Origin of the sequence: Buttiauxella massiliensis, from assembly GCF_902500225.1 — a bacterium.
Taxonomy (GTDB): domain Bacteria; phylum Pseudomonadota; class Gammaproteobacteria; order Enterobacterales; family Enterobacteriaceae; genus Buttiauxella; species Buttiauxella massiliensis.
Genome location: NZ_LR722679.1, coordinates 1 through 7,465, shown reverse-complemented (window position 1 = coordinate 7,465; position 7,465 = coordinate 1). Strand labels below are relative to the sequence as shown.

Genomic DNA, 7,465 nt, shown 5'->3' with positions numbered 1-7,465 from the left:
ATTTGCCTAATACAATGCCCGCAGCCCCTTCCTGCTTGGCCCCTATTTTCATTCGGCGATACGCTGCCGGTGAGCCAAGATCGGGAATTACCCCATGCACAATGCCCAAGATTTTATTCTGGCAGCCTAGGTATTGCGATGCATAGCGAGCAATTAACCCGCCCATTGAGTGGGTCACAAGAATGACCTTCTCCACGGCCATACCATGACCATGTAGGTGTTTATACATCCCGATCACTTTATCAATATATTCAACCAGTTTTGTCGCCGATTCAGCATTATCCTGCAGCCAGTTATAACCAAAAACATGTACCGGGAATAAAAACTTCTCAAAATGTTCAAGTTCGCTGGGGGTTAAAACGGCTTCACCGTCTTCCTCGGTACCCAGTGGTTTTTCCAGTAGTTGGCTTAGTGTGCCACTCCCAACGACACAACCGCCTTGATCCGGTAATCCTTTTATGAGGTCTTTTTGCCAGTCATCCAGTAATGCACCTTGCAAAACGCTTAAAAAATCCCCGTAACAAAATGCCAGCGCCTCTCCCCATTTCCGTTCTTTACGTCTCGGAAACAGCTTTCCTTCATCAGAGATGGGAGAGTATATGTTGTTATTGATTTCCCCTCGGTCATCAACTTTGGTGGTATCAGGGTTTAATAATATCCTTCTTATTTTCCCATCTTTTTTCACCCACCCAAAAAAAGTATCGATATCGCTATCACCTCGCCATATTGCCTTATTGTTTTTTTCGGTGGACATTAAATTCGTCCCCATTACGCCAGGGAGAAATATTACCGGGATCGCCTTCGTCGGAGGTTTAAGAAGTTTAACTTTGGCATCTTTAGAGATTTGTTGTAGCGAAAATCCGTTCCAGAAAACGTTTCCGTTCTCATCCCATTGAGGTAGCTGGCAAGTAGTATTGTCATTCGACATTGGCCGTTGTCCTTAATTTAATAGATGGGCGCGATGGCCTGATTAAGGCCATTAGCATTTATTCCACTCGGTTGTTTAAGGTTCTGTTAGCCGCACAACACCGCGGCACGTGCCGGGTCGATAGTAATTAGCCCGGCGAGCAACTGTTCCATTTCATTATTTAGTCGCGCTTTATCGGAATCCCCACGCCCTGCTTTCATGCGCAGCAGTTTAAGGCGGCGAGCTTTTACTTCGAACAGCAGTTCCGGTTCCCACTGCGTGAGTGTCAATTGCACGGCTGTGCCGTCCAGTTCGCCCAGCAGATGCAGCGCCATTTCGTTTTTGCCGTACTGCTCGGCGATGCGGGCCATCAGCAAACGCAATAGCCATTGATGGCGAGGAGTAAGGGTTCCGGGGCGGTTCTGTAGCCAGTTGAGTGCGGCATCCACGCCTTCACTGTCGGCCTGAGCCAGAGCTTCAGGTTCCAGTTGTAAGATATCGTCATTGACAGCAGTGCTGGCTGCTGTGGAAGGTTTAATGTCCCAGTGGTTGGATAAATCCATGACGTGCTGAGTTATCCAGTTCATCGTCACTTCATCGGCAAAGGGTGTGCCGTCGTTAAATGCCAACCCTTCCAGTCCTGGTAAACGGGTCAGCAATCCATTCAAATCCTGCTTAATGATTTCCGCCCAGCCTTCATAAGGCGCACCCGCTTTTGTCAGCGCCTGATGGGTATACCACTGTAGATCCAGCCACAGGTGATTCACCCCCTGGCCAAACAGGCTGTCGGCTTGCTCCAGCAATTCCAACCAACTTTGTTGCAGATACAGACGTTTCAGTAGCGCACGGTTTTCGGGTTTAGGCGGTGCCAGTCGGGTGCGACCATCCGCTGCCAGAGGTGGCAGTTCATGGAGGGTATCCAGGCGAATACTTTTCATCAGATGATGGCCTGAAAGCCAACCGTCTGGCTGGTCGCGCAGAAAACCAGCCAGCAGTTTTGCCTGGTCGAGTAAATCCCGCCCTGAAACAACAGGTTTCAATGCCAGCGCATCTGATGATGAGGATGTGTAGTGACTTGCCGTCGTGCTGCTGTTTTGTGGGATAACCGCATCGACACCGCCAGACTGTGCCAGGCGGTTTTCCAGTGCGGCATACAGGCCGCTGAATTGCGGGCGGGAGGCTTCATTCCACTTCGCAACGCCCTCCTCCACTAATGACAGTGCCCCGGCGATGCGTTCAAAGTCTGTTTTTGCGACTTCCGGATACAGAGACAAACTATCCAATACCCGGCTGCCCGCTATCCATTCCAGTGCCAGCTTGCGACTATTCGCACGCAGTGGATGCAATGCATCGCCAAAACGCTGGATTAGCCCGGCCAGCAGGGCTAATCCATCTGCCAGCCCGGCCTCACCATCAGTATGCAACCTCGCCCAGATGTAGTACGTCGCGACGCGCACATCTTTGCTGGTGGTCGTCAGCAGTTTTTCAGCCAGCCCACAGACCAGATCAGTGTTGGCGCCAGAAAGTTTGTTCACCTCTTCACGCATCTGCTGGAAATCGTCGTCATAGCCAGGATCATCCCCGGTCGGGGAGCTTGCTGAAACGGGAGCTAACCACTTATCCCACAACAGGAGTTGTTGCTGTGCCTGCTGCGTTAGGTTCACCCCATCAGAATGACAGGCGTTCAGTAAGGTGTGCAGTGTGGACATCAGTTTTCACCTTCCGTGATGGAACTGGTTGCAGCGCTGACGCTGAATATTTGTGTCGGTAACACGAAGTTGCGCAGCTTCAGGAGCGCCAGTGGGCCTTCTCCAGCTTCGGTACGCAAGGTGTAGTTCAGCGGCCTGCCGTCCTGAGCAGTCCAGGTGATGTTAAAGCTGCTACTCACGCCTGGATATGGTCTGACACTGGCTTTATCGAGCAGGCGTATCAGCCCCCAGGTGCCTGGCATATCCGCAAACTGGCGGGTACCGGCCTGAGTACTAATCCAGCTCAGACTGGCTCCAGGTGCTTCTGTATCATGTGGCCAGGTGAAGCGTTTCCAGGCCGGGAGCTGGTTGTAATAACTGAGCTTCTGGCTATCGACAACCAGGTCAGTCTGCATCACATCCTTCGCTGTGCCTGGACGTATTTCGAATCGAATGCTGGCTTCACCATCGACAAACACCACATCAGACAGATGACTCAGGGTGTCCATTGCATTGAGGAACGCCGGGCTGAAAGTCAGCCCCTGAGCATTAATACTGTCCGGCACCCAGCGGCTCCCTTCTTTATGCAGTACACCGTTCAGACGAGTCTGCAGGAAGCGTGAGATGCGCCCACTGTCGCTATTTAGGTAGCGCGCAAACAGAGGAAGTGATACCTCACTGCTGGTGTCTTTCAGCGGATATCGCCCACCAAAGGTGGTGTTCCAGTCATCAACAATCGCCGCCTGCCACTGGGTATTCAGGCTCTCGGCCGCAGGTGTTAACACCTGTTGCCATGCCTGATCCATCGGTTGCACAAACAAAGCGTGTCCAAATCCTCTCCATTCCTGGCCAAGGCTTGCTGCCACCAGGCTGCCGTAATCACGGGTTTCAGTCAGATCAATAGCTTTGCCCTGGAACACCGTTTGCGCCAGGGTTTGCGCCATCGCTTGCGGGTCAGCGGCATTAACGACTTGTTGAAGTTTGAGACGAACCTGGGTGACGCGAGTCAGGAAGCTTTGCAGGCTAAGGTTCGAGCTTCCTTGTCCACTAGTTTTGATATCCATAAGTGCCAGGACCGGTCCAAAGGTCGCATCCAGCGGCCCCTGCGCTCCGGCTTGTTGGTCAATCGTCGGTTGCTCATCGCGGTTTAATAGATTCTTGGCCGATTTCACCAGGGAATCCGACAACCCAGCGCCAGTCTGACCAGTTTTGCCCTGAATGCTCAGCGTATTCATCAATGCAACCAGCGGCGACTGTCGCACGTCCGCCATCAGAGTGAGCTGATCAATGGAGTCCGACAATGTCTGAGCCTGCTGCCAGTGCAGACTGTTTAGAAACTCAAGCCAACTGCCGGAGAAATCAGCGAAGTAGCGTTCCTTTAGCCTTTCCTGCAACTCTTCTGGTGAACTCTGTTCGACTACGGATACTTTGTTTTCACTCAGCACCCAGTCCATCTCTTCACGCCGTCCGGTAACCACTTTCTCGATTGCCGGTTTAACCGCTTCATCCCACGCTTTACGGGTGAACATGCCGGGTACTACCGCATCAGTTGTGAAAATACGTTCTGCGTCGGTGTCGCCGGTCATATCTGCCAGACTCAAATCGGCATATTGATGGGCAACCTGAACCAGTATTTTTTGATAGAGCGAGGATTCACTGTTGCGCGCGCCCATCTGTCGCACTAATAACGCTCGCACTTGATTTACCAGGTTCATATCCGGTGCCAGACTCCACTCCGGATGGTGAGCCAGATTTGCCGCATAAAATGCCAGTAGCGACGGGCCGCTTCCTTGCCAGATACCATTTGCTACGCCAGCACGTTGTGGCCAGTCGGAGAGCAGCGTTTTACTGAACCAGGCCGCATCCATTCTGTCCGGGTGGGCCAGCATCAGATAGAGTTTTAACTGGTCGTAAGCAGGTTTAATCAGTTTCTCGCGTTGTGGGTCGTCCGGAGGAAGCTGTGCCAGTAAAGTGAGTTGCTCTTCAAGGTGCTCTGCGCTTGCGTCGCGCAACAGGGGAATAGCGCTGGCACCATAGTGCGGCCAGAGTGATGCCAGCAGCGCATCATTTTGGCTCAGACCAAAGCGGCTATACCATGGCGCACCTTCCTGCTGGCGGTACTGCAACCGGTCAAGAATTTGCTGCAAATCCAGCTGTGCCTGTAAACGCGAAGGCAATGGCTGCTTCACATCTGCCGCATGTTTAACTTGTGATTCACTGCTATTGATAGCGTCGCGGTTGACCAGGAATGAGACCACCATCCCTGCGCCCCACAACACCATTACCCCGGCAACAGCGGTTGCCAGCGTTCTACGCCAGGCAAAACCTAACGCCTTTGGTGCGAGGGCTGCGGGTAATGATGGGAGTGAATTAAGCAGTACATCCCAACGGTTATCCTTGCCCCAGTGATGTTTCACTGAGCGCTTTGCATCCATCGACACCGGGCTGAATATCACTCCGGCCAATGGTAGAGGGCGATATGGATTGAGCAAAGTGGCAAGCGGTGCTGCCACGGAGTCAGGGTTATTGGCTACCTGGTCAGCGAGCTGCAGTAAAAACAGATGCTGCGAACTGGTGATGACCTGCTGTGTCCCTTGTTCAATTAGCTCAGGAACCAACCCTGCGAGCAGAACGCTAAACTCTTCAGGTTTACAGCTTGCAGGGAGTAAACAGCCGACAGATTGCGTAATGCGCTCGGACTGTGTGGATTCAGAAGGATGTAGCGACCAGACATACAGCGGCAAACGCCAGCCAAGTTGTTCATAACGCGTAGCAAATGCCTGCGACACGTTGTCCATCATATCGGCGCAGAGCGTATTTTTAGTTTCGCTCTGGCGGACAAATGCAGAGGTCACCCACACCACGCCATCCAACGGACGGCGGCGCAGTTTACGCAACGCGCTCAACCACGCGTTGTCTGCCGGTGCGCTCAGATCGCCACCCCACAGCAGCACCGTGCCGCTGTCCTCCTGCCAGTATTGAGAAGTCAGCCCTGGCGTGAGTTGTTCTACATCGGCGGCGCTGCCGGTTAACAGTAGAATGCGGACTTTACGGGGCCAGAAGCGGCCGTATTGTTTCTGGAGCGAGGATTTAATATCAGAATTGATATTCTTACTGGCAGGCTGCTGAGGTGTATTGTCAGATTCTGATTTTCCCTTTTTTTGGGGCCTGTAAAAAATCTGTTTAGCGGCTTGTTTCAGGCGCCACCAGAATTTCATGACAAGAAGTCCCAAGAGGAGAGTAGAGAAAATACTAGCCCAAAGTATCCAGGCGAAGGACGATTCCACTCCACGTCGTTCTAACTGGCCCTGAAAGATAAATAGCAATAGAGCAGTTATTCCAGCCAAACCAATAATAAAAAGAAAATACCCCACAAATCCGTAGCTTTCTTGCTGAGTTCCTTTCTTTTCGTCACTCATGAAAATAATTCCCTGGTAATAAGACACAACCAGCCTGAAGATTTCGACTGCTGATAAATAATAAGTTGGTTCTGAGAGGTTTTGTTTGCCGCCTCGACCATCATACTAAGTGATAATGCGAAGGCGAGTTCACCCGGCGGGCCGAAAGAAAGATCCAAATAGTGAACTGGTTTCTTTCTTGGTAAGAGCCAGCCATGTGACTCAGCATATATTGATACTGCAGCAGAGATATCCTCGATATCACCCGATAACCAAACGTGTTCTAACTCATTAAAGCTTAATTTATTGTAATCAAAAAGCATCTTGAGATCGTCAGCTAAATATCCAGGAGATAAAGGCATGATTCTTCCGACTCCTGCCATAACTGAGTATTTATGGCTGACAATAAACTCACGAGCCCCCCGGAGTTGTGCAGAAATAAATTCACTGGATTTTTGTGGTCTGTTTTCAGGCCAATGCTGCAAGCATAAAATCAAAGTAAGACCTTTAGTTTTATTCTCAAAATTTAATTCATTAAGCTCTTCTATAGAGTTAATAAACTCTGGTCTTAGTTGCCATAGGTTATAAACTGAAGATTTAATTGTTTCGCGGTTCAGTACTGATGAACACAAAATATATACTGTATACAAATAGTGGCGATACTCCGGTGTTTGTTCTTCTAGTTGCGTAGCAATCATATTAAGGCGCGATGGTAAAGTAACTTTCTCTCCACACAATGGCCTCGCTTTCAGAGGAAACATCGGAATTTCTGATAGCGGACCTAAGATTGAGCTAACACCCGTTGCCTCCGGAGTCAGTAGCACATTTCCTACAACAACAAGTTGTTCCCGACTCCAATGTTGCCATTGGGACTTGGTTTCCAGAGATTCTTCATGCCAGGAATATGCAGAGGCACCGGATTGATCATGGCGGTTAAGGACTACACCAAAAAAACAAAGCCACAGCAGAAAACCGGGCAATGCTCCGTAAAGAAGCACAGGAGTATAGGTGCTAAATCGACCAATAAATACAGCCGATAATGAACCTATTGTCATCATCACTACCATAATAATAAACCATCGTCCGACGCGCGGCGCTGGTAATGCTGATTTTTCGGGGATTTCAGGAATAGGCCAGCCCATAATTATGACTCGACACTAACTTCAGGGTGAGAACTAATTACCTGACATCCGCAGGCACACCGACAATTATTAACCACAACGCATACTCCTTCTTCCATTTCGGTTGATGCACCTTCAATAATTGGATTCACTCCATGTCCAGGAATTGGACAAGAAACTATATCGCCGACCAGTGCAACCTGGATTCCATTAATAAACATTGAGGAAGAAGCAGTGATCACTTTTCCTCCATGAGTGGTAGCATCACCTAAACACACAATTCCTGGCATTCCTTTCCCCTTATTAGTTACAGTCAAGCCAATAATAGACAGTTATTTATTAAGTTAGAAA

General features: G+C 50.1%; 5 protein-coding genes. All 5 read right to left on the bottom strand.

The genetic code is table 11. The features are described 5' to 3' along the window. Nucleotides 1-928: esterase/lipase family protein (locus GC128_RS22810; RefSeq protein WP_407643553.1), on the bottom strand; the 928-nt coding region annotated here is incomplete at its 3' end. An 86-nt stretch (nt 929-1,014) separates the two neighbouring features. After that, nucleotides 1,015-2,616, bottom strand: a complete 1,602-nt coding sequence (tssA, locus tag GC128_RS22805) for a type VI secretion system protein TssA (RefSeq protein WP_151996185.1) — start codon at nt 2,614-2,616, stop codon at nt 1,015-1,017. Continuing rightward, nucleotides 2,616-5,813 (bottom strand): ImcF-related family protein, encoded by a 3,198-nt coding sequence (locus GC128_RS22800; protein ID WP_226812252.1) that lies wholly within the window; start codon nt 5,811-5,813, stop codon nt 2,616-2,618. The genes tssA and GC128_RS22800 overlap by 1 nt, the downstream gene beginning before the upstream one ends. A 197-nt stretch (nt 5,814-6,010) precedes the next feature. Further along, a complete protein-coding gene (locus tag GC128_RS22795; RefSeq protein ID WP_151996183.1) occupies nt 6,011-7,135 on the bottom strand; it encodes a hypothetical protein in 1,125 nt (374 codons plus the stop codon). Nucleotides 7,136-7,137: 2 nt separating this feature from the next. After that, nucleotides 7,138-7,404, bottom strand: a complete 267-nt coding sequence (locus GC128_RS22790; RefSeq protein WP_151996182.1) for a PAAR domain-containing protein — start codon at nt 7,402-7,404, stop codon at nt 7,138-7,140. Nucleotides 7,405-7,465: the final 61 nt, after the last annotated feature.

Excerpts from the sequence above, each read along its gene's own strand:
- tssA (WP_151996185.1), bottom strand. The coding sequence starts at position 2,616 with ATGTCCACACTGCACACCTTACTGAACGCCTGTCATTCTGATGGGGTG.
- GC128_RS22800 (WP_226812252.1), bottom strand. The coding sequence starts at position 5,813 with ATGAAATTCTGGTGGCGCCTGAAACAAGCCGCTAAACAGATTTTTTAC.
- GC128_RS22795 (WP_151996183.1), bottom strand. The coding sequence starts at position 7,135 with ATGGGCTGGCCTATTCCTGAAATCCCCGAAAAATCAGCATTACCAGCG.
- GC128_RS22790 (WP_151996182.1), bottom strand. The coding sequence starts at position 7,404 with ATGCCAGGAATTGTGTGTTTAGGTGATGCTACCACTCATGGAGGAAAA.